The organism is Pseudolysinimonas sp. (assembly GCF_057350545.1).
Map to the genome: position 1 here is coordinate 124,967 of NZ_JBMRCP010000029.1, position 19,968 is coordinate 144,934.

The following is a 19,968-nucleotide window of genomic DNA, read 5'->3' on the forward strand; positions in this document are numbered from 1 at the left end:
CGGCTGCGCGGGCTACTCGACCAGCGAAGGTCCCGCGAGCACGAGCAGGGCGACATCGACGAGCGCGGCGAGGATCACGAGGCGGAATGCCCACCGGCTGCCGCGCAGGCCGAGCACGACGGCGGCCGCCGAGGCGCCGAGCGAGAGCACGAGGCCGACGACGGTGAGGACGCCGGGGCCGAGCCCGACGGCGAGCGCACCCGCCGCGCCCGCGAGCGCCGCGCCCGCGAGCACGGTCGACGCTCGCGCGCCGATCCGGTGGGGGAGCCCGCGCACCCCGGTGGCGGCGTCGTCGGCGAGGTCGGGCAGCACGTTCGCGACATGCGCGGCGAGGCCGAGCAGCGCCCCCGCGACGACCGCCCACCACGCCGGAGCCGATGGCTGCGGCAGGGCCGTGGTCGCGAGCGCCGGCAGCAGGCCGAAGCTCACGAGGTACGGCAGCGGCGAGAGCATCCCGTGTTTGAACCACGCGTTGTAGGCCCAGCCGCCCGCGAGCGCGACGAGATGCACGAGGGCGAACGGGATGCCGAGCAGCGGCGAGAGGGCGATCGCGAGGAGCGCCGCCGCGAGGGCCGCGCCCCGCACGACGCCGACACGGACGTCGCCGCGGGCGACCGGTTTGTCGCGGCGCCCGGCCGCGCGATCGCGTTCGGCGTCGAGCCAGTCGTTGGAGAGTCCGACCGAGAGCTGGTTGAGTGCGAGCACGAGCCCGAGCAGCACGAGTCGCGCGGGTTCGAGCCCGACAGCCACGCCGAGCAGCACGACGATGAGTGTGACGCCCGTCGCCGGCACCGGGTGGGACGAGCCGAGGATCGCCGCCGGGGTGCGCATCGCCCCAGCGTACGGGCGTATCGGCGCGCGACCACCGTGCTCTAGCATCCCGTCATGGCCCGACGTCGTGCGCTCGTCGCCGTCGTGGCCGTGCTCGCGCTCTCCGGCTGCGCGACCACGCAGCCGACGCACTCGGCACCCCCCGAGCCGTGGGACGTGGCGACCACCACCGAGATCGACCCGCTCACGCAGTACGTCGAGACGCGACTCGAGGCGATGACGCTCGAGCAGAAGATCGCCGGCCTCTTCATGGTGCACGTCGCGGGGCACGAGCCGGGGCCGATCCGACAGGTGATCGAGGCGTGGGGTGTCGCCGGCGTGATCCTCATGGGCGACAACGTCGTCTCGGTCGAGCAGGTGGCCGCGCTCACGAGCGGTTTGAGCACCGACCCGGGGCTGCCCGTGCTCACCGGCATCGACCAGGAGGGCGGCACGGTGCGTCGGCTCCCCGACTCCGGTCCCGGTGCCGGGGCGTTGCGGGGACAGGATCCGTCGGTCACCCAGGCGGCGTTCGCCCAGCGCGGCGCCCTCGTCGCGTCCGCCGGCGTCACCATGAACTTCGGGATCGTCGCCGACGTCACCGCCGACCGCAGCTCGTTCATCTTCGCGCGCACCTACGGCCCCGATCCCGGTGCCGCGGCCGGCCACGTCGCCGCCGCGGTCGCCGGCGAAGAGGGACTCACGCTCTCGACGCTCAAGCACTTCCCCGGTCACGGTGCAGCGCCCGGCGACTCGCATTCCAGTGTCCCGACCACGGGCATGGGTCTCGACGAGTGGCGGGCGACCCAGGCTCCGCCGTTCGCGGCGGGCATCGACGCGGGGGCGGAACTCGTGATGCTCGGGCACCTGCGGTACGCCGCCGTGGACTCGGCGCCCGCATCGCTGTCCCCGACGTGGGTCGGCATCCTCCGCGACGAGTTGGGCTTCGACGGCATCATCGTGACCGACGACATGGTGATGCTGCAGAACTCGGGCGAGGACGCCTACGCCGACCAGGCGGCGAACGCCGTCGCCTCGATCGGTGCCGGTGCGACCCTCCTCCTCTACGTCGGACCCGTCGACGTGCCGAGTGCCGTCGGAGCCATCGCCGCCGCGGTGCGCGACGGGCGCATCCCCGTGGCGACGATCGACGACGCCGCGCGGCGGCTGCTCGAACTACGCCGCGGGATGTCGACGCAGACCGGCCCGTACGTCTACTGCGGTGCGGAGTGCCGCGACCTCGTCTCCTGAGCCGGCTCTCAACCCGCGAGGCCGCTGATCGACCGCAGCGGCAACCCGAGGTGGGCGGCGTAGCGCTCGAGGGCGCGTTCTGCTCCCCGTCGCACGACGGCGGAGAGGATGCGGAGGGGCGCGACCGCGACGTCCACGCCGGCGGCACGCACCGTGCGCTTCCAGGTGCCGACGATCTCGCCGTTCGCGACGATCGTCGGGAGGAACATGCCGTTGCCGCCCGGCAGCACGTCGGAGAGCGGTCGTCCGGCGAGCGGGGCGCTGCGGTCGGTGTAGCCGAGCAGGTACTCGTCGAACCCCGGGAGCGCGTGCACGCCTGCGACGGCTTCGGCGAGCCCCGGGGCCATCCGGTAGACGACCCCGTCGAGCTCGAGCCGCTCGAACTCGTCGTCGACCGCGGCGAGCCCCTCCCGGACGTCGCCGAGGGTGAGGCCGGTCCACCACGCGAGGTCGCGATCGGTGGCCGGGCCGCGGGCGTACAGGTAGCGGCGCGCGATCTCGCGGAGCGCGGCGTCGCGATCGAGCCGCCGGGGCTCGCGCACGTGATCGTCGAGGAGCGTCCAGGTGTCTTTGCCGGCGATCACGGCGACGCCGCTCTGCGCGAGTCGCACGAGGAGATGCGCCCCGCGCTGACCCGACACGTCGAGCCCGTCGGCGTCGAAGGCCGCGAGCAGCTCCCGCCGTTCGAGTCGCCCGGCGCCCGCGAGCCGCTCCCGGGCGATCCTCTCGGCCCGCGCGAAGTCCGGCGCGTCGAGGCCCAGTTGCCGGTGGCGCCCGGCGGTGGCGCGGTGCTCGCGTTCCGCGGTGAGCGCGATCATCCAGCCGACGTCGTCGGCGGCCACGACGTGCAGGGTCGAACGGAACGGCCAGGAGCGCACGAGCTCGCCCGCCGCGAACGCCGCCTCGACGGTCGCCGCCGTCGTCGCGGAGCGCAGCCCGATCGACCAGAGCGCGCCGGTGTAGTCCTGGCCCTGCAGAGCGAGGAGTCGACGCACCGTCGCGGCAGGCGAGAGGTCGGGGCCGCCCGCGATCCCGAGCGCGGTGAGACGCAGCGCGGTGAGGCGGCGGCGGTCGGCGTCGAACGGACGGGTCACCCGTCCAGTATCGGGCGGAGGTGCGACGCGGAGGCGAACCTCAGTCGAGGGGGAGGGTCGGCAGCTGGATGTCGGGGTCGTCGTCGGAGGTGACGACGTAGGTGGGGCCGGACTGGTCGGGCGTGGCCTGCGCCGAGGCGGGCGAGACGGCGAGCACGCCGCCGACGGCGATCGTGACGACGCCGAGGCCGAGACCGGCGGTGGCGAGGCCTCGCAGTACCGTGAGACGCGAGCTGCGGTGCATCCCGAAGAGCATCATGCCGAGCGCGGCGAGCGCGGTGGCGCCGGCGGCGACGATGACAGCGGCGAACAGCCCGGAGTCGGGCGCGGCCGAAGCGGCGGCGGTGGTGAAGAGCGCGGCGGACATGCCTTGCTGTTCCTCTCGGGGGAAAGGGAACCGCGGGTCTGGGGGACCTGCCCGGCGGGGGAGCCGGGCGCGGGTGAAGCCTGGGGGGTGAGGCGGGTGGCGGCGTGTCCGCACAAAGGGGGACTCGCAACCGAAGACGAAACTACCCGTCCGCGGCGCGGAGGGTCAAGGATGTCGTTCCCCCGTCTTCGGGGGCAACCCGACCGAGGCACACGACCTCGGGGGTCAGAGCACGCCGAGGGCGGTGAGGCTCTCGCTGAGGCCCGCCCCGTCGGCGGGCGCCACCCAGGGCACCGCCGCACCCGGGTCGCCCTCGGTGGAGCGTCCTCCCGCGAGCACCGCCTCTCCGGGGGTGAGTCGTCGGATCGCGACCGCGCGCACGTGACCGGGATGCGTCGTCGCGAAGTCGCCGTAGATGCTCTCGTCGTGTTGGCCGTCGTCGCCGACGAGGAGCCAGCGGATGCGGGGGAACTCCTCGGCGAGCCGTTCGAGGCTCCGCCGCTTGTGCACACGACCGCTGCGGAACCAGTGCTCGGGCGCCGGTCCCCAGTCGGTGAGCAGCAGAGGTCCGCGCGGGTAGAGGTTGCGGGTGAGGAAGCGCGTGAGGGTCGGCACGACGTTCCAGGCCCCCGTCGAGAGGTACACGACGGGCGCACCGGGATGCGCGCGCGTGATGCGCTCGTAGAGCACCGCCATGCCGGCGACGGCGGTGCGAGCGTGCTCGTCGAGCACGAAGGTGTTCCAGGCGGCCAGGAACGGGCGCGGGAGGGCGGTCACCATGACGGTGTCGTCGATGTCGGAGACGAGGCCGAACTCGGCCGACTCGTCGACCACGTACACGGGCGCGTCGACGGCGTCCCGACCGGGGAAGGAGAGGCGGACGGTCGACCAGCCGGGGGCGACGTCGGACTCGACGCGCGCGTCGATCACACCCCCGCGATCGGTGCGCACCGTGCTCTCCACCGCGCCGGCGGTGACCGCGACCTCGGCATCCCGCACGGGGACCGAGGTGAAGCTGCGCCAGCCGCGGATGCTCGTGAAGCGGTCGACCCCGGGCTTGCGGAGCACGACGCGTCCGAGCACGCGCACCCACCCGTCACCGCCGTAGCCGACGAAGGGCACGACGGTCGGCACCCGACCCGCGCGGCGGGCCCACCCGGACCGGAGTCGATGCAGCGCGTCGCCGATGCGGAGCGTGAATCGCAGCACCGGACCCGCCATGCCTCCCAGTGTGTCATGACGACATTTCAGGGAATCCTCGACACTCGCGGGTCTAGACTCACGGACGGATCAGGCTGAGGAGACCCCGATGGTACAGACGCATCTGGAAGCTCCGCGGGTCGAGGGGACCGCGGTCATCCGCAACGAACCGGTGCAGGCCCGCAGCGCTGCCCGGCTCACGGCACTGCTCGACGCCGCCGCGCACGTCGTGCACGAGATCGGCTACGAGCGGCTCACCACCGCGATGGTCGCCGATCGCGCCGGAGCCTCGATCGGCACCGTCTACCGCTACTTCCCCGATCGCATCGCCGTGCTCCAGAGCCTCGCGGCGCGCAACGCGGAGCGCACGAGCGGGCTCGCCCTCGCCGAGCTCTCCAACTCCGCGCACCGCGACTGGCTGACCGCGCTGTCGGCGGCGTTCCACCACGTGATGATCGCGTTCCGCGATGAGCCGGGCTTCGCGTCACTCCGCTACGGGGATGCCATCGACCTGCGGCCCGCGAGCGGCACCCCCGCGCTGCAGGCGTTCGCGGATGCGCTGTTCGACGCCCTCGTCGCGCGCTTCGACCTCGACTCCTCCGCCGAGGCCCGTGCGGCCTTCGCGGCCTCCGTCGTCGCGTCGGATGCGCTGTGTGCTCGCGCGTTCCGCCTCGACCCGGCGGGCGACGAGCGCTTCCTCGCGGCGGGCCGCGCCGCGACCGCCGCCCTCCTCCAGCCCTATTGGGGCTGACCATCTCGGTGGTCGAGTAGCCGCGCAGCGGCGTGGCGAGACCCGGCGTGCGTCTCGACACGCGCCTTGCGGCGCTACTCGACGACCGATGAGGGGTCAATCCTCCGTGGTGGTGGCGTCGCCGTCGCCGGGGCGGTCCCAGTGCCGCGCCTCGGAACGCTCGAGCAGCTTCTTCACGACGACGATGCCGACGACGAAGAGCACGATCGCGCCCACGAAGAGGTAGCCCGCGAAGTGCACGGTGCTCGCGAGCTCGCGATACGACACGGCCGCCACCGAGCCGAAGGTGACGTAGAGCAGCGCCCAGAGCACGCACGCGGGAGCCGTCCACGCGATGAACCGCCGGTACGGCATGTTGCTCATGCCGACGGTGACGGGCACGAGCGAGTGCAGTACCGGCAGGAAGCGCGACACGAACACGGCGATCCCCCCGCGCCGATCGACGTAGTTGGCGGCACGTTCCCAGTTCTTGACCCCGATGCGCCGACCGAGACGCGAGTCGCGGATGCGCGGCCCGAAGAAGCGTCCGAGCGCGAAGCCGACGCTCTCGCCGCCGAGCGCGCCGACGACGACCGCGACGAGCAGCCCGATGTACTGCACGGGGTTCTGCACCGCCGTCGCCGCGACGAGCACGATCGTGTCACCCGGCACGACGAGGCCGATGAGGATCGACGTCTCGAGGAAGATGCCGAACCCGGCGAGGAGGGTGCGGGCGATCGGGTCGACGCTGCGCACGAGGTCGAGCACCCAGATCAGGGCGTCGTTGATCCACTCGTTCACGCCGCGACCTCCGGAAGCGGGCGGCGGAGGGCATCCAATCGTCGCCGCCAGCTGTCGAGCCGCCCGGGCTGCTCGGCGGTCGCGGGGCCGTCGACCCACGAGGTGACGATGCGGATGCCGTGGAGGGCGTTGAGCGCCCACACCTCACACCCTTCGAGATCCTCCGGACGCGCCTCCTCGCGCAGCACGTCGACGCCGGTCGCCGTGGCGAGGGCGAGCACGCTGCGCAGGGTCACGCTGTCGATCCTCGCGATCTCGTCTGAGGGGATGGCGAGAGCGTCGCCCCGCCACCAGGCGAGACACGTCGTGGAGCCGTCCGCGACCCAGCCCTCGGGGGTGAGGATGACGGCATCCCCGGCTCCTTTCGACTGCACCGACGTGCGCAATCGGGTCATCGCCTCGAGGTCGGGCCCCTTGAACCGCGGCTCCGTGCGCGGGTCGCGGCCGGTGTGCGTCGCGAGCACGATCGACCGGGAGAGCTCCGGGGCGGGTCGCAGGCGGAACAGGAGCTGCGGGCTCAGCAGCTGCGTGCGCAGCTCCACGCGAGGGAACCAGGCGCCCTCGCGCGGAATGGCGGCGATCGCGGCGTCGAAGAACGCGTCCGGCTCGAGGCGGGGGAGGAGTCCCCGTGGGATGGAGGTCAGGAACCGCGTACGGTGCAGGTCGAGGGCGAGCACGGTGCCGTCGGCCACGAGCCACGAGTCGGCTGCCTCGATCGACGCCGGCATCACATCGCAGTCGTCGCGCGCCTCGAGCACGCCACCCTCCCACCGGAAGGTCGTGGCCGCCGCGCTCATAGGATCAGGCTATGCGTCGTCGGCTGCTGCGCCACTCCCTCGCGCAGGGTCTCGATCCCGAGGCGGCGTTCCGTGCGCTCGCGGCGACGCACGACGACCTGTTCTGGCTCGACAGCGGGGCGCACGGCGTGCACGTCCTCGGCTCCGGCACACGCATCCTGCCCGAACGCGGGCAGGTGCTCGACACCCTCCGCGACGAGCTCGACCGGGAGCCGATCGAGCTGTACCGCTCCTACCCGGGGTTCGACGGCTTCCGCCTCGGACTCGTCGGCTGGGTCGGCTACGAGGTGCGGGAGGAGACCACGCAGGTGCCCGTCACGCGCCGTTCCCGGCATCCCGAGGCGGCGTTCCTGCGGGTCGACCGCGCCCTGGCGATCGACGTCGAAGCGGGCACCGCCGACCTCCTCGCGCTCGGCGACGAGTGGACGGGAGAGCTCGCCGCCTGGCGTGACGACCTCGTGGCGCGGCTGGCCGATCCGCCGCCTCCGGCGCCCGGCGTGCCGAGCGAGGCCGCGGTGCGCTGGCGCGACGACGAGAGCACCTACCTCGCGCACGTGCGGGCCTGCCTCGACGCCATCCGCGAGGGCGAGACCTACCAGATCTGTCTCACCACGCAGGCCGAGGTCGACGGCGCCTTCGACGACATCGCCAGCTACCTCGCCCTGCGCGCGAGTTCCTCGAGCCACCACGGCGGGTTCCTCCGCATCGCCGGCACGAGCCTGCTGTCGGCGAGCCCCGAGCGCTTCCTCGAGGTGGATGCCGAGGGGCTCGTACGCACGCGTCCGATCAAGGGCACCCGACCCCGGGCGAGCGTGCACATCGTCGACGAGGAGCTCGCCAACGAACTGTGGGAGAGCGAGAAGGAGCGCGCCGAGAACGTCATGATCGTCGACCTCATGCGCAACGACCTGTCGCGCGTGTGCGAGCTCGGCTCGGTCGCGGTGACCAGCCTCCTCGCCGTGGAGAGCTACCCCGCGGTGCACCAGCTCGTCTCGGAGGTCGAGGGTCGCCTCAAGCCGTGGCTCACCGCCGTCGACGCCCTCGGCGCGTGCTTCCCCGCGGGGTCGATGACGGGAGCGCCGAAGATCCGCGCGACGCAGCTCCTCGACACGCTCGAGTCGGGGCCGCGCGGCCCCTACGCGGGTACCTTCGGCTTCTTCGGCTACGACGGTCAGGCCGACCTCGCGATGGTCATCCGCACGATCGTGATGGATGCCACCGGTGCGTCGGTCGGCGCGGGCGGCGGCATCACGACGCTCTCGAACCCCGAGGAGGAGTACGAGGAGATGCGGCTCAAGGCGCGTGCGCCCCTCGCCGCGCTGCGGATGCGGGGCTGACCCGGCCGCCTGGCCCGGTGCTACCCTGAACCCGTGCGCGCATCCCTGCTCCTCCTTCGCCGCCGCGACGAGGCCTAGCCAGCCGGACCCCTCGTCGCGGAGCCGCTCCTGTGCTGTCCGACAGCACGCCCGGTCCCCACCCGACGAGGAAGCCGCACGATCATGACCCCGACTGCAGGGAACGCCATGCCTGACGCCCAGCCGCGCGACGAGCGCGACGAGAACGACTACGACTTCGCCGTCATCCAGGCGAAGTGGATCGCCCGCTGGGAGGAGACGAAGCCGTTCGAGACGGCCGGCGTCTCCGACACCAAGCCGCGCAAGTACGTGCTCGACATGTTCCCGTACCCCTCGGGCGACCTCCACATGGGTCACGCCGAGGCCTTCGCGTTCGGCGACATCGTCGCGCGCTACTGGCGGCAGCAGGGCTTCAACGTGCTGCACCCGATCGGCTGGGACTCGTTCGGCCTCCCCGCCGAGAACGCCGCGATCAAGCGCGGTGTCGACCCGCGCGAGTGGACCTACGCGAACATCGCCCAGCAGAAGGCGTCGTTCGTGAAGTACGGCGCGTCGTTCGACTGGAGCCGCGAGCTCCACACGAGCGACCCCGAGTACTACCACTGGAACCAGTGGCTGTTCCTGAAGCTGTACGAGAAGGGCCTCGCCTACCGCAAGGCGTCGTACGTCAACTGGGACCCGGTCGACCAGACCGTGCTCGCCAACGAGCAGGTGCTGCCGGACGGCACGTCGGAGCGCTCCGGCGCGATGGTCGTGAAGAAGAAGCTCACGCAGTGGTACTTCAAGATCACCGACTACGCCGACCGGCTGCTCGACGACCTGAACCAACTCGAGGGTTCGTGGCCGAGCAAGGTCATCGCGATGCAGCGCAACTGGATCGGGCGCTCCACGGGTGCCGAGATCGAGTTCGAGGTCGAGGGGCGCTCCGAGAAGGTGCCGGTCTTCACGACCCGCCCCGACACGATCTTCGGCGCGACCTACATGGTGGTGGCGCCCGACTCCGACCTCGCCGCGGAACTGGCGTCGGGTTCGAGCGCCGAGGTGCGGATGCGGTTCCAGGACTACCTCGAGCAGGCGCAGCGCGCGACGGAGATCGAACGACAGGATGCCGACCGCGAGAAGACCGGCGTCTTCCTCGACCGGTTCGCGATCAACCCGGTCAACGGGGAGCGCCTGCCGATCTGGGCGGCCGACTACGTGCTCGCCGATTACGGGCACGGCGCGATCATGGCCGTGCCCGCGCACGACCAGCGCGACCTCGACTTCGCGATCAAGTTCGACCTGCCGGTGCGCGTCGTCATCGACACGAACGCCCCCGTCACGGGCGCCATCCCGGTCATCACCCCGGAGATGCTCGAGGCGGGCGAGATCCCGGCGCTCGACCCGAAGTCCACCGGCGCGGCGCTGCACGGCGACGGCCGACTGATCAACTCCGGCGCACTCGACGGGCTGAGCGTGTCGAACGCGAAGGGCAAGGCCGTCGAACTGCTCGAGCGACTCGGAGCCGGCCGGGCGGCCAAGACCTACCGCCTGCGCGACTGGCTCATCTCGCGCCAGCGCTTCTGGGGCACCCCCATCCCGATCCTGCACGCCGACGACGGTTCGCTGCATCCCGTGCCGGAGGACCAGCTGCCGATCGTGCTGCCGCCGACCGACGGACTCGACCTCACGCCGAAGGGCACGTCGCCGCTCGGCGCCGCGACGGACTGGGTCGAGACCACGCTGCCCGACGGGCGACCCGCGCGCCGCGACCCCGACACGATGGACACCTTCGTCGACTCGTCGTGGTACTTCCTGCGCTTCCTCGACCCGAACGACCCGACCAAGGCGTTCGACCAGGCGGAGGCCGCCAAGTGGGCGCCGGTCGACCAGTACGTCGGCGGCGTCGAACACGCCATCCTGCATCTGCTCTACGCGCGCTTCATCACCAAGGTGCTGTTCGACATGGGCTACCTCGACTTCACCGAGCCGTTCAGCGCCGTGCTCAACCAGGGCATGGTGCTCATGGATGGCGCCAAGATGTCGAAGTCGAAGGGCAACCTCGTCGAGTTCGCGAGCGAGCTGAGCGCCTACGGCGCCGACGCGCTGCGGCTCACGATGGCGTTCGCCGGCCCCCCGGAGGATGACATCGACTGGGCCGACGTCTCGCCCACCGGTTCGTCGAAGTTCCTCGCACGCGCCTGGCGCATCTCGGGCGAGGTCACCTCCGCCCCGGACGTCGAGTGGAAGGGTGGCGACAAGGCGCTGCGACGCGCGACCCACCACCTGCTGGCCGACGCCCCCGGGCTGCTCGAGGCGTTCAAGTTCAACGTCGTCGTCGCGCGCCTCATGGAGCTCGTCAACGTCATCCGCAAGACGATCGACTCAGGTCCTGGTGCCGGCGATCCGGCCGTGCGCGAGGCGATCGAAGCGGTCGCGGTGATCCTGTCGCTCTTCGCTCCCTACACGGCGGAAGACATGTGGGAGCGCCTCGGCTACGAGGGAAGCGTCGCGTTCGCCGGACTGCGGAAGGCCGACCCGACGCTCCTCGTCGAAGACGTCGTCACGGCGATCGTGCAGGTCGACGGCAAGGTGCGCGACCGGCTCGAGGTGGCGCCCACGATCGACTCCGGCGATCTCGAGGCGCTCGCTCGCGCGTCGGAGAACGTGCAGCGCTCGATCGGCGATCGCGAGATCGTGAATGTCATCGTGCGCGCGCCGAAGATCGTGAACATAGCTACACGTTCCTGACGGCAGCGGGGAGGAGCGCGGAAGTCAAGAGCGGGGACCCCTACCCCGATTGACTTCCGCGCTCCCCCCCGCCGCCTGGTATCTCGGGATGTCCACGATCCTCGGTGCGGTCACGACACTGTGGGGGCGGGATTCGTAGCGTCGTCGCGTGAGCGCGACCCCCGGACCCGATCCGCGCCGCGCCCGCGTGAGACGGGTTGCGGGGGTCGCGCTCGTCGTCGCCCTGACAGGGCTCGGTATCGCGGTGTTCGTGACGGCGATCACGCCGCGCGGCGCCTCGACCGTCGTCGCGCCCGGAATCGGCGAAACGGGCGCACCGGTCGCGACGACCGCGATCTACGTGCACATCCTGGGGGAGGTCGCCCGGCCGGGGCTCTACGAGTTGCGTGAGGGTGACAGGGCGGTGGATGCCGTCGCCGCGGCGGGCGGCTTCACCCCTGTCGCCGACGCCGCGGGGCTCAACCTCGCACGATTCGTGAGCGACGGCGAACAGATCGTCGTCCCCGCGGTCGGAGCGCCCACCTCGACGTTGCCCGGGATGGCCGCGGATGGTCGCGTGAACCTCAACACGGCCGACGCGGCGGCGCTCGACACCCTCCCCGGCGTCGGTCCGGCGACGGCGGCGAAGATCCTCGCCTGGCGCGAGCGTCACGGGCGCTTCGAGTCGATCGAAGGCCTTCTCGACGTCGGCGGCATCGGCGAGGCGAAGCTCGACGCGCTCCGCGACTTGGTGACGGTGTGACGCCGTCGCGGATTCCGGCATCCTGGCGTCTCCTCCCCGCGGTCGTCGTCGGATGGCTGGTCGCCGCGTTCCTCATCGGTGCTCCGGATGCTGCCCCCGCGTCGGCTGGGCTGGCTGCGGCAGTGGCGGGCGTCCTCACGATCGCCGCACTGCGGGTGCGTGTTCTCGTGCCGGCGGCGCTCGCGGCCGGGGTCGCGACGCTCGTCGCCGGCTCCGTCGCCCTCGCGTCACCAGGCCGCACCCCCGAGTTCCTCGCCGAGGCAGCGGCGCAGGGGCGGTCGGTCGAGCTCGCGGTCGTCGTGACCGGCCGCACGGTGGACGGCCGGTTCGACGGCTCGGCCGGGGGCGCTCCCGTTCTCGTCTTCGGTGACGGACCGGGACCGCCCATCGGTGCGACCGTCGCACTCCGCGGCGAACTCGAGGCGACTGCTGCGGGGGAGGATGTCGCGTTCCTCGTCTTCCCCCGGGGCGACATCGAGCTGGTCGCGGAGCCGCCAACACTGCTCGCGTGGGCGCACGGCATCCGTTCGTCGTTCCTCGACGCGTCGCGCGGGCTACCCGAACCGGGCGGCGGGCTGCTGCCGGGGCTCGCGATCGGCGACACGACGCGCGTGCCCGAGACGCTCGACGCGGCGATGAAGGCGTCGTCGCTCAGCCACCTCACGGCCGTGTCGGGTGCGAACTGCGCGATCGTCGTCGGCGCGGCCCTCGCGATCTCGGCGCTCCTCGGGGCGAGCCGGGGAGCGCGGGTCGGGGTCGCCGTCGTCGCGCTGCTCGGCTTCGTCGTACTCGTCACCCCCGAGCCGAGCGTGCTGCGCGCCGCGGTGATGGCGGGTCTCGCACTCGGCGCCGTCGCCCTGGGTCGCCCGTCGCTCGGCGTGCCCGTCCTGGCCGCCGCCGTCATCGCGCTGCTGATCGCCGACCCCTGGCTGTCGCGTTCCTACGGCTTCGCACTCTCGGCGCTCGCGACCGCCGGACTGCTGCTGCTCTCGGGGCCGCTCGCGGCCGCACTGGGGCGCGTGCTCCCCGACGGGCTCGCGGCGGTGTTGAGCGTGCCCCTCGCCGCACAGCTCGCGTGCCAGCCCGTGATCCTGCTGCTCGACCCGTCGCTCGCGCTCTACGGCGTGCCCGCCAACCTGCTCGCCGCCCCGGCGGCGCCCGTCGCCACGGTGATCGGTCTGCTCGCCTGCCTCGTGGGAGCTCCCGCCCCTCCGCTCGGCGTCGCGCTGGCGTGGGTCGCGTGGCTGCCGTCGTCGTGGATCGCGTCGGTCGCGACGCTGTTCGCGGGGTTGCCCGGTGCGCGCGGGGCGTGGCCGGTCGGCGTCGCCGGTGTCGCGTTGCTCGTCCTCGTGGAGGTCGCGCTGCTCGTCGCGCTCCTCGGGGCGGGCCGCTCTCGCCGCGTCGCGCGGGTGGTGTGCGCGATCACCCTCGTCGCCTACGCGATGTCGGCGCTCGGCGGCGCGCTCGTCACGCGGCTGTCGCGTCCGCCCGACTGGCAGTACGCGATGTGCGACGTCGGCCAGGGCGACGCGACGCTCGTCCGCAGCGCGGGAGCGGTGGCCCTGGTCGACCTCGGTGCGGAACCGGCACCGCTCCGGGCGTGTCTCGAGGAGCTCGGCATCGCGCGGCTCGATCTCGTGGTGCTCACCCACTTCGACCTCGACCACGTCGGCGGCGCGGACGCCGTGCTCGGGCGCGCCGACCGCGTGCTCACCGGCCCGCCCGCGGAGGAGGCCGACGAGCTGCTGCTCGCGACGTTCGCGGCGGCGGGAGCGGCCGTCGATCACGTCGACCGCGGAGACCGCGGAACGCTCGGCGTGCTCGGTTGGGAGGTGCTCTGGCCTCCTCCCCGCGGCGCGGAACCCGGCAACGAGGCGAGCGTTGCCCTGCGCTGGTCGTGCCCGACCTCCGACCCGTGCCTGAGCGCCGTGATGCTCGGCGACCTCGGGCAGGAGGCGCAGGCGCGGCTCGTCGGGGCGACCCCGATCGCCGCCGTCGACGTCGTGAAGGTGTCGCACCACGGCTCCGCCGACCAGTCTCCCGATCTCTACGCGAGGCTGAGTGCAGGCGTGGGACTCATCGGTGTCGGCGCCGACAACGACTACGGTCATCCCACCGAGTCGCTGCTCGGGGTGCTCGCGGCGAGCGGCACCATCCCGCTGCGCACCGACGAGCACGGGCTCATCCTGCTCGCCCCGGGTGCGCGGCCCGGCGAGGTCGACGTCTGGACCGCGCGGTAACCTGAGCGGGATGGCGACTCCTTCCCGCGGCCGCGCCGCTCCCGCAGCCCGCGCGGGTTCCAAGTCGGTGATCCCGCAGCTCCCGTGGGATCAGGTGCGTCCCGCGCCCGTCGTGCTCGTGACCGGCACCGAGACCGTGCTCGCCGATCGCGCCATCCGGCTGCTGCGCGACATCCTCCGTGCCGAAGACCCGAGCCTCGAGGTGTCCGACATCGACGCCGGTGCGTATGCGCCGGGCGAGTTGCTCACACTCGCGAGCCCGAGTCTGTTCGCCGAGCCTCGCCTCATCCGCGTCGAGAACGTCGACAAGATGACGGATGCCTTCCTCGACGAGGCGATGGCCTACCTCGCGTCCCCGGCCGACGAGACCTATGTCGTGCTGCGCTACCCGAGCGGCACGCGCGGCAAGAAGCTACTCGACGCGATCCGTGCGGGCACGGGCGAGGGCATCGAGGTCGTCTGCGCCGAGCTCAAGCGCGACAGCGACAAGCAAGACTTCGTCGCCGCCGAGTTCCGGGCCGCGAACCGCAAGATCACCGGTGGCGCTCTGCGCGCCCTCGTGAGCGCGTTCAGCGACGACCTCGCCGAACTCGCCGCCGCGTGTCAGCAGCTGCTCGCCGACACGAACGACGACATCTCCGACGAGATCGTCGCGACGTACTACGGCGGGCGGGTCGAGACGACGGCCTTCGCGGTCGCCGACTCGGCCATCGCCGGTCACCACGGCGAAGCGCTCGGCCTGCTGCGGCACGCGCTCGCGTCGGGCGCCGACCCGGTGCCGATCGTGGCGGCGTTCGCAAGCAAGATCCGCACGATGGCGAAGCTGGCCGGGCAGCGCGGCTCGTCGAACGATCTCGCCTCTCGGTTCGGACTCGTCCCGTGGCAGGTCGACCGCGCGAAGCGCGACCTTCAGGGCTGGACGGATGCGGGGCTCGGCCGTGCGATCGAAGCCCTCGCCGAGGCCGACACGCAGGTCAAGGGTGGCGGACGCGACCCGGTCTACGCCCTCGAGCGCCTCGTCGAGCAGCTCAGCGACCGCGCCCGCCGGTAGCTCGACGCGCGACGTGCCCATTTCTGTGCACGTCGCGCGCGCGTGCCCGCAGATTTCGGCATGTCGCGCGCAACGACGAAGGCCCCCGTCCCGCAGGACGAGGGCCTTCGTGCGACGCGTGTTACTTGGCGGCGGCCTTGGCAGGCGCGGCCTTGGCCTTGGCCGGAGCGGCCTTCGCCGGGGCGGCGGCCTTCGCCGTGCCGCCGGCGGGAAGCGCCGCGACCTGCTTGGCGATCGCCGACTTGCGGTTGGCGGCGTTGTTGGCGTGGATGACGCCCTTGCTCGTCGCCTTGTCGAGCTTCTTGGTGGCGACTGCGAGGGCCGCCTGCGCCTTGGCGGTGTCGCCCGCGGCGATCGCCTCGCGCGTGGAGCGGATGGCGGTCTTGAGCTCGCTCTTGACGGCCTTGTTGCGCTCCTGCGCCTTCTTGTTGGTGCCGATGCGCTTGATCTGCGACTTGATGTTGGCCATGCCTGTGCTTTCGTTCGAACGGAAGGTTGCTCTTCTACCTGGTGGCAGATCCGGAGCGGTAGAGGGGCGCTTCCGGTGAATCGCGTGGGAGGAAAGACCACGCGGAAACCAAGGGTCTACGTTACCGGATCGCGGACGCCCGGGCAACGCGCCCGAATCGGGGCGGCGGGCCGGAGGCACGATCCGGGGGTTCGCCCCACTGTCTGAGGCACCGTCGCTCCGTAGTTTCGAGTCATGACCACGGAAACCCTCACCCCGCCCGTCGAGTCGACGGCTGTCCCCGCGACCGCGGGCGCGCGCACCAACACGTTCAGCGTCATCGCGCTCGTGCTCTCGATCCTCTCGATCATCCTCGCGATGACGCCGCTCGCGATCGTCGGCATCGTCCTCGGCTTCATCGGCCACCGCGACGAGCCGTCCGCGCGCACCACGTCGATCTGGGCGATCGTCCTGGGCTTCGTGTCGCTGTTCGGCTGGATGGTGGTGGGCCTCGTCGCCGCAGGCTTCGCCCTCCCGTTCGTCTACGGCGCCTGGGCGTTCGGCTGGTTCTGAGCGTCCGGCATCCCTGACTGACGACCCCGCGGGCACGGCTCGCGGGGTCTTCGTCGTGCGGCGCGAGCGGTGCCGCGTGGTCTGCGACAATTGACCCCAAATGCCCCGCGCCACTTCGCCCCTGCAGCCGGCCGCGACCGACCCGTCGCTTCTCCGGAACTTCTGCATCATCGCGCACATCGATCACGGCAAGTCGACGCTCGCCGACCGCATGCTCGGGATCACCGGCGTCGTCGCCGATCGCGACATGCGCGCGCAGTACCTCGACCGCATGGACATCGAGCGCGAGCGCGGCATCACGATCAAGAGCCAGGCGGTGCGGATGCCGTGGCAGGTCGACGGCACGACGTACGCCCTCAACATGATCGACACCCCCGGGCACGTCGACTTCACCTACGAGGTCTCGCGCAGCCTCGCGGCGTGCGAGGGCGCGATCCTGCTCGTCGACGCCGCGCAGGGCATCGAGGCGCAGACCCTCGCCAACCTCTACCTCGCGCTCGACAACGACCTCGAGATCATCCCGGTGCTCAACAAGATCGACCTCCCCGCGGCCGATCCGGAGAAGTACGCGGCCGAGATCGCGGGTCTCATCGGCGGCAGCCCCGACGAGGTCATGCGAGTGAGCGGCAAGACCGGCATGGGTGTCGAAGACCTGCTCGACCGCGTCGTGCAGCGCGTGCCCGCTCCCGTCGGTGATCCCACCGCCCCGGCGCGCGCAGCGATCTTCGACTCGGTCTACGACTCCTACCGCGGAGTGGTCACCTATATCCGCATGGTCGACGGCTCGCTCAAGCCGCGCGAGCGCATCCAGATGATGTCGACGCGGGCGACGCACGAGATCCTCGAGATCGGCGTCTCGAGCCCCGAGCCGACCCCGTCGCAGGGGCTCGGCGTCGGCGAGGTCGGCTACCTCATCACGGGCGTCAAAGACGTGCGGCAGTCGAAGGTCGGCGACACCGTCACGACGGCGCAGAAGCCCGCGACCCAGGCGCTGCCCGGCTACACCGAACCGCTGCCGATGGTGTTCTCCGGCATCTACCCGATCGACGGCAGCGACTACCCCGACCTGCGCGACGCCCTCGACAAGTTGAAGCTCTCGGATGCCGCGCTCAACTACGAGCCGGAGACCTCGGTCGCGCTCGGCTTCGGCTTCCGCTGCGGGTTTCTCGGGCTGCTGCACCTCGAGATCGTCACCGAGCGGCTCGAGCGCGAGTTCGGCCTCGACCTCATCACGACGGCGCCCTCGGTGATCTACGAGGTCACGACCGAAGACAAGAAGACCGTCACCGTGACCAACCCGAGCGAGTACCCCACGGGCAAGATCATGAACGTGCGCGAGCCGATCGTGAAGGCGTCGATCCTCGCGCCGAAGGACTACGTCGGCACGATCATGGAACTCTGCCAGACCCGTCGCGGCACCCTCGGCGGCATGGACTACATCGGCACCGACCGCGTCGAGCTGCACTACACGATGCCGCTCGGCGAGATCGTGTTCGACTTCTTCGACCAGCTGAAGTCGCGCACGCAGGGCTACGCGTCGCTCGATTACGAGCCCGCAGGCGAGCAGGAGGCCGACCTCGTGAAGGTCGACATCCTGCTCCAGGGCGAGCAGGTGGATGCCTTCAGCGCGATCGTGCACAAGGACAAGGCCTACGCCTACGGCGTGCTCATGACGGGTCGCCTGCGCGAGCTCATCCCGCGCCAGCAGTTCGAGGTGCCGATCCAGGCGGCCATCGGCGCCCGCATCATCGCGCGCGAGTCGATCCGCGCGATGCGCAAAGACGTGCTCGCCAAGTGCTACGGCGGCGACATCACCCGCAAGCGCAAGCTGCTCGAGAAGCAGAAGGAGGGCAAGAAGCGCATGAAGATGGTCGGTCGCGTCGAGGTCCCCCAGGAGGCGTTCATCGCCGCGCTGTCGGGCGACGTCGAGAAGAAGGACAAGAAGTAGCGCCGATGTCGACCGCCGGGCATGTTCTCGATCGGCCGGTCTGGCACTCGCTGACGACGACGCATGCGGCGATCGCCCGCCGCCTCGGCTCGGCGGCGACCTACCCGACCGACATGTCGCCGTTCGCCGGCACCGAGGGCGATACCGCCCAGGACTGGGACGATCTCCTCGCCCTGCTCGGTGAGCGCAGCCGCGCCGTGCTGCCGGGCTCGCCCGCGCCCGTGCCCGACGGGGTGCGGGTCGCCTTCCGCGGCGCCGCGCTGCAACTCGTCGCCGAGGGCTGGAGCGGAGTCTCCGATGCGGAGGCGCTCGAACTCGGCGCCGCCGACGCGGCCGAGATGCGCGACCTCGCGAAGCGCACCGAACCCGGTCCGTTCGAGGCGAGAACCCACGAGTTGGGGCGCTTCGTCGGCCTCCGGGTCGACGGCCGACTCGTCGCGATGGCGGGGGAGCGGATGCGCCCGCCCGGCTACACCGAGGTGAGCGCCGTGTGCACCGACCCCGACTTCCGGGGGCGCGGCTACGCCGAGCGGCTCGTCCGCACGATCGCCGCCGGGGTCGTCGCGCGCGGCGAGACGCCGTTCCTCCACGTCGCCTCGGGGAATGCCGGTGCGATCCGGCTCTACGAGCGGATGGGCTTCACCCTGCGCCGCGAGGTCGAGATCGTCGCGATCGTCACCACCGGGAAACGCTCGTGAGTGCGACCTGGGATGACGTGAGCGCGATCGCGCGTGAGCTTCCCCAGGCCGAGCCGGGAGTGCGATTCGGCGACGCGACGTGGAAGGTCGGCAAGAACGTCTTCGTCTGGGTGCGGCCACTGCGTGCGCGAGATCTCGCCGAGCTCGGCGACGCCGCTCCTCGCGGCGACATCGTCGGCGCCTCGACCGCCGACGTCGGGGAGAAGCTCGCGCTGCTCGACGAGGATCCGCGCGCCTTCTTCACGACGTCGCACTTCGACGGGTTCCCGGCGATCCTCGTCGCGCTGGACCACGTCGATCCCGAGCGGCTGCGCGAAGTCGTGACGGACGCGTGGATCGCCCGCGCCCCGAAGCGACTCGCCGCCGACTTCCTCGCGGACCGCGGCCTCGAGTAGCGACTCGGCACCCCCGGCGCTCCGCTCCCCGGGCCGCGAACTCGAACGTGCGCGCATCGGAGAGAATAGAAGGATGTCCGGGAACCCTCAGCCGATCTGGCGTCGTGCGGTGACGTACGCCGCGATCGGGGCGACCCAGGACGACGACTTCACGCGCTACCCGCCGAAGGGCTTCCGTGCGATCGAACGTCGCGTGCGCATCGGACACGGTGAGGACCGGTGGCACCACGCCTGGACCGAGACGCTGAGCTGGGGCATCAAGGAGCGGTCGGGGTTCCGGGTGAAGCGCATCGAGTCGCCCGCCGAGGTCGTCGCCAACACCTACACGCCCGTCACGTTCGACGAGGCCACGGGCGAACCCGTCCAACCGGCCTCGCTGCACGCCGACGACGTGTACGCCGACACGGGTGCCCGTCTCGTGCGGGCCGGGGACAGCGCGGTGCTGCTGCTCGGCTGGGGCGTGCTCAGCATCCGGGAGCCCGTGCGCGTCGTGAGCGTCATCGACGAACCGAACCGGCGCGGGTTCTCGTACGGCACGTTGCCCGGTCACCCGCTGAGCGGCGAGGAGTCGTTCGTGGTCGAGCGGCGCGACGACGACTCGGTCTGGCTCACCATCCGGTCCATCTCGCGGCCCGCCGCCGTGATCTGGTGGGTGGTGCTGCCGGTGCTGCGGCTCGCGCAGCTGTGGTTCCTCTCGCGCTACGAGCACGCCCTCACGAAGCCGCTGAGCTGAGCACG

At 71.7% G+C, this 19,968-nt stretch carries 18 protein-coding genes and 1 pseudogene; 12 read left to right on the plus strand and 7 right to left on the minus strand.

What is annotated here, in order from left to right; all coding sequences use genetic code 11:
• Positions 1-12 precede the first annotated feature (12 nt).
• Entirely contained in the window at positions 13-831 is an 819-nt protein-coding gene (locus ACO1X9_RS04215) for a UbiA family prenyltransferase (protein ID WP_486349582.1), read from the minus strand.
• 54 nt (positions 832-885) lie between these two features.
• Between ACO1X9_RS04215 and ACO1X9_RS04220 the strand changes: the two genes are divergently transcribed.
• A complete protein-coding gene (locus ACO1X9_RS04220; RefSeq protein ID WP_486349583.1) occupies positions 886-2,061 on the plus strand; it encodes a glycoside hydrolase family 3 N-terminal domain-containing protein in 1,176 nt (391 codons plus the stop codon).
• 8 nt (positions 2,062-2,069) lie between these two features.
• Here the strand turns inward: ACO1X9_RS04220 and ACO1X9_RS04225 are convergent, their stop codons facing one another.
• The 3 genes from ACO1X9_RS04225 to ACO1X9_RS04235 all read right to left on the minus strand — a co-directional run bounded on the left by ACO1X9_RS04225 (position 2,070) and on the right by ACO1X9_RS04235 (position 4,743).
• Positions 2,070-3,155: a winged helix DNA-binding domain-containing protein gene (locus ACO1X9_RS04225; protein WP_486349584.1), complete on the minus strand. Its 1,086-nt coding sequence runs from the start codon at positions 3,153-3,155 to the stop codon at positions 2,070-2,072.
• A gap of 40 nt (positions 3,156-3,195) precedes the next feature.
• Positions 3,196-3,522 carry a hypothetical protein gene (locus ACO1X9_RS04230; RefSeq protein ID WP_486349585.1) on the minus strand — a complete coding sequence of 109 codons (327 nt, stop codon included), beginning with the start codon at positions 3,520-3,522 and terminating at the stop codon, positions 3,196-3,198.
• A 225-nt stretch (positions 3,523-3,747) separates the two neighbouring features.
• Positions 3,748-4,743, minus strand: a complete 996-nt coding sequence (locus tag ACO1X9_RS04235; RefSeq protein WP_486349586.1) for an App1 family protein phosphatidate phosphatase — start codon at positions 4,741-4,743, stop codon at positions 3,748-3,750.
• Positions 4,744-4,831: 88 nt separating this feature from the next.
• Here ACO1X9_RS04235 and ACO1X9_RS04240 point away from each other — a divergent pair, with 88 nt between their 5' ends.
• A complete protein-coding gene (locus tag ACO1X9_RS04240; protein WP_486349587.1) occupies positions 4,832-5,473 on the plus strand; it encodes a TetR/AcrR family transcriptional regulator in 642 nt (213 codons plus the stop codon).
• Positions 5,474-5,569: 96 nt separating this feature from the next.
• Here ACO1X9_RS04240 and ACO1X9_RS04245 read toward each other — a convergent pair whose 3' ends face one another.
• Together ACO1X9_RS04245 and ACO1X9_RS04250 are read right to left on the minus strand one after the other, a co-directional pair.
• Positions 5,570-6,241, minus strand: coding sequence for a DedA family protein (locus ACO1X9_RS04245; RefSeq protein ID WP_486349631.1), 672 nt, complete (start codon positions 6,239-6,241; stop codon positions 5,570-5,572).
• Positions 6,242-6,249: 8 nt separating this feature from the next.
• The gene (locus tag ACO1X9_RS04250; protein ID WP_486349588.1) at positions 6,250-7,050 is read right to left on the minus strand and encodes an aminotransferase class IV; all 801 of its coding nucleotides are present in this window, start codon (positions 7,048-7,050) and stop codon (positions 6,250-6,252) included.
• An 11-nt stretch (positions 7,051-7,061) separates the two neighbouring features.
• Here ACO1X9_RS04250 and ACO1X9_RS04255 point away from each other — a divergent pair, with 11 nt between their 5' ends.
• From ACO1X9_RS04255 to holA, 5 genes are all read left to right on the plus strand, one after another.
• Entirely contained in the window at positions 7,062-8,387 is a 1,326-nt protein-coding gene (locus ACO1X9_RS04255) for an anthranilate synthase component I family protein (protein ID WP_486349589.1), read from the plus strand.
• A gap of 186 nt (positions 8,388-8,573) precedes the next feature.
• The gene (leuS, locus tag ACO1X9_RS04260; protein WP_486349590.1) at positions 8,574-11,135 is read left to right on the plus strand and encodes a leucine--tRNA ligase; all 2,562 of its coding nucleotides are present in this window, start codon (positions 8,574-8,576) and stop codon (positions 11,133-11,135) included.
• A 148-nt stretch (positions 11,136-11,283) separates the two neighbouring features.
• On the plus strand, positions 11,284-11,877 hold the full coding sequence (locus ACO1X9_RS04265; protein ID WP_486349591.1) for a ComEA family DNA-binding protein: 594 nt from the start codon (positions 11,284-11,286) through the stop codon (positions 11,875-11,877).
• Positions 11,874-14,117, plus strand: coding sequence for a ComEC/Rec2 family competence protein (locus ACO1X9_RS04270; RefSeq protein ID WP_486349592.1), 2,244 nt, complete (start codon positions 11,874-11,876; stop codon positions 14,115-14,117). Before ACO1X9_RS04265 ends, ACO1X9_RS04270 begins: the two co-directional genes overlap by 4 nt.
• 10 nt (positions 14,118-14,127) lie before the next feature.
• Positions 14,128-15,168 (plus strand): DNA polymerase III subunit delta, encoded by a 1,041-nt coding sequence (holA, locus tag ACO1X9_RS04275; protein ID WP_486349593.1) that lies wholly within the window; start codon positions 14,128-14,130, stop codon positions 15,166-15,168.
• Between the two features lie 211 nt (positions 15,169-15,379).
• Here the strand turns inward: holA and rpsT are convergent.
• Positions 15,380-15,637, minus strand: a pseudogene (rpsT, locus tag ACO1X9_RS04280) (30S ribosomal protein S20); the annotation flags it as partial.
• 234 nt (positions 15,638-15,871) lie between these two features.
• On the opposite strand from rpsT, the gene ACO1X9_RS04285 reads away from it, so the two are divergent.
• From ACO1X9_RS04285 to ACO1X9_RS04305, 5 genes are all read left to right on the plus strand, one after another.
• A complete protein-coding gene (locus ACO1X9_RS04285) occupies positions 15,872-16,189 on the plus strand; it encodes a hypothetical protein (protein WP_486349594.1) in 318 nt (105 codons plus the stop codon).
• Positions 16,190-16,289: 100 nt separating this feature from the next.
• Positions 16,290-18,137 (plus strand): translation elongation factor 4, encoded by a 1,848-nt coding sequence (gene lepA / locus ACO1X9_RS04290; RefSeq protein WP_486349595.1) that lies wholly within the window; start codon positions 16,290-16,292, stop codon positions 18,135-18,137.
• Positions 18,138-18,142: 5 nt separating this feature from the next.
• Positions 18,143-18,835, plus strand: a complete 693-nt coding sequence (locus ACO1X9_RS04295) for a GNAT family N-acetyltransferase (RefSeq protein ID WP_486349596.1) — start codon at positions 18,143-18,145, stop codon at positions 18,833-18,835.
• Entirely contained in the window at positions 18,832-19,230 is a 399-nt protein-coding gene (locus tag ACO1X9_RS04300; RefSeq protein ID WP_486349597.1) for an MmcQ/YjbR family DNA-binding protein, read from the plus strand. The genes ACO1X9_RS04295 and ACO1X9_RS04300 overlap by 4 nt, the downstream gene beginning before the upstream one ends.
• Before the next feature lie 73 nt (positions 19,231-19,303).
• Positions 19,304-19,963: a DUF1990 domain-containing protein gene (locus tag ACO1X9_RS04305; RefSeq protein ID WP_486349598.1), complete on the plus strand. Its 660-nt coding sequence runs from the start codon at positions 19,304-19,306 to the stop codon at positions 19,961-19,963.
• Positions 19,964-19,968 lie beyond the last annotated feature (5 nt).

What these genes read in the sequence shown, in the direction of transcription:
- ACO1X9_RS04220 (WP_486349583.1), top strand. Translation starts at nt 886, where the DNA reads ATGGCCCGACGTCGTGCGCTCGTCGCCGTCGTGGCCGTGCTCGCGCTC.
- ACO1X9_RS04255 (WP_486349589.1), top strand. Translation starts at nt 7,062, where the DNA reads ATGCGTCGTCGGCTGCTGCGCCACTCCCTCGCGCAGGGTCTCGATCCC.
- ACO1X9_RS04295 (WP_486349596.1), top strand. Translation starts at nt 18,143, where the DNA reads ATGTCGACCGCCGGGCATGTTCTCGATCGGCCGGTCTGGCACTCGCTG.
- ACO1X9_RS04285 (WP_486349594.1), top strand. Translation starts at nt 15,872, where the DNA reads ATGACCACGGAAACCCTCACCCCGCCCGTCGAGTCGACGGCTGTCCCC.
- ACO1X9_RS04230 (WP_486349585.1), bottom strand. Translation starts at nt 3,522, where the DNA reads ATGTCCGCCGCGCTCTTCACCACCGCCGCCGCTTCGGCCGCGCCCGAC.
- ACO1X9_RS04235 (WP_486349586.1), bottom strand. Translation starts at nt 4,743, where the DNA reads ATGGCGGGTCCGGTGCTGCGATTCACGCTCCGCATCGGCGACGCGCTG.
- ACO1X9_RS04250 (WP_486349588.1), bottom strand. Translation starts at nt 7,050, where the DNA reads ATGAGCGCGGCGGCCACGACCTTCCGGTGGGAGGGTGGCGTGCTCGAG.
- ACO1X9_RS04240 (WP_486349587.1), top strand. Translation starts at nt 4,832, where the DNA reads ATGGTACAGACGCATCTGGAAGCTCCGCGGGTCGAGGGGACCGCGGTC.
- lepA (WP_486349595.1), top strand. Translation starts at nt 16,290, where the DNA reads ATGCCCCGCGCCACTTCGCCCCTGCAGCCGGCCGCGACCGACCCGTCG.
- ACO1X9_RS04305 (WP_486349598.1), top strand. Translation starts at nt 19,304, where the DNA reads ATGTCCGGGAACCCTCAGCCGATCTGGCGTCGTGCGGTGACGTACGCC.
- leuS (WP_486349590.1), top strand. Translation starts at nt 8,574, where the DNA reads ATGCCTGACGCCCAGCCGCGCGACGAGCGCGACGAGAACGACTACGAC.
- ACO1X9_RS04215 (WP_486349582.1), bottom strand. Translation starts at nt 831, where the DNA reads ATGCGCACCCCGGCGGCGATCCTCGGCTCGTCCCACCCGGTGCCGGCG.
- holA (WP_486349593.1), top strand. Translation starts at nt 14,128, where the DNA reads ATGGCGACTCCTTCCCGCGGCCGCGCCGCTCCCGCAGCCCGCGCGGGT.